The 519-nt window shown below is 65.3% G+C and carries 1 protein-coding gene; it reads left to right on the forward strand.

Going from position 1 to position 519, the window contains the following annotated elements:
• The coding region (locus JCM25156_RS26805) for a TolC family protein (RefSeq protein ID WP_034961946.1) at nucleotides 1-519 on the forward strand (519 nt) is incomplete at both ends.

The raw sequence follows: 519 nt of genomic DNA on the forward strand, positions 1-519 counted from the left end.
GGTGGGCGAGGCCGTGGCCGAGTTCTACCCCCGTGTCACGATCAATGCGGGGTTCGGGTTCGAATCCCTCTCCTTCCGCGATATGGGGTTCTGGAACGCCAAGGCATGGAATGTCGGGCCATCCATCACGCTGCCGCTGTTCCAGGGCGGGCGGCTGCGCGGGCAGCTTGAACTGCGCAAGGCCGCGCAGAAGGAAGCGGCCATTTCCTACCAGCAGACCGTGCTGGCCGCGTGGCATGACGTGGATAACGCCCTGACCGCCTATACCGATGAGCAGTTGCGCCATGACGAACTGGCCCAGCGCGCCGAAGCCAGCCACCATGCCCTGCAACTGGCGCAGGACCAGTACCGCCACGGCATGATAACCTACCTGACCGTGCTGGACACGCAGCGCCAGTATCTGGGCGCGCAGTCCGACCTGACCACGAGCACCGCCACCATATCGGGCAATCTGGTGCGACTGTACAATGCGCTGGGTGGCGGGTGGGAGACCACCTACCCCGAACCGACCGACCCGCC

It is taken from the genome of Komagataeibacter kakiaceti JCM 25156, from assembly GCF_000613305.1.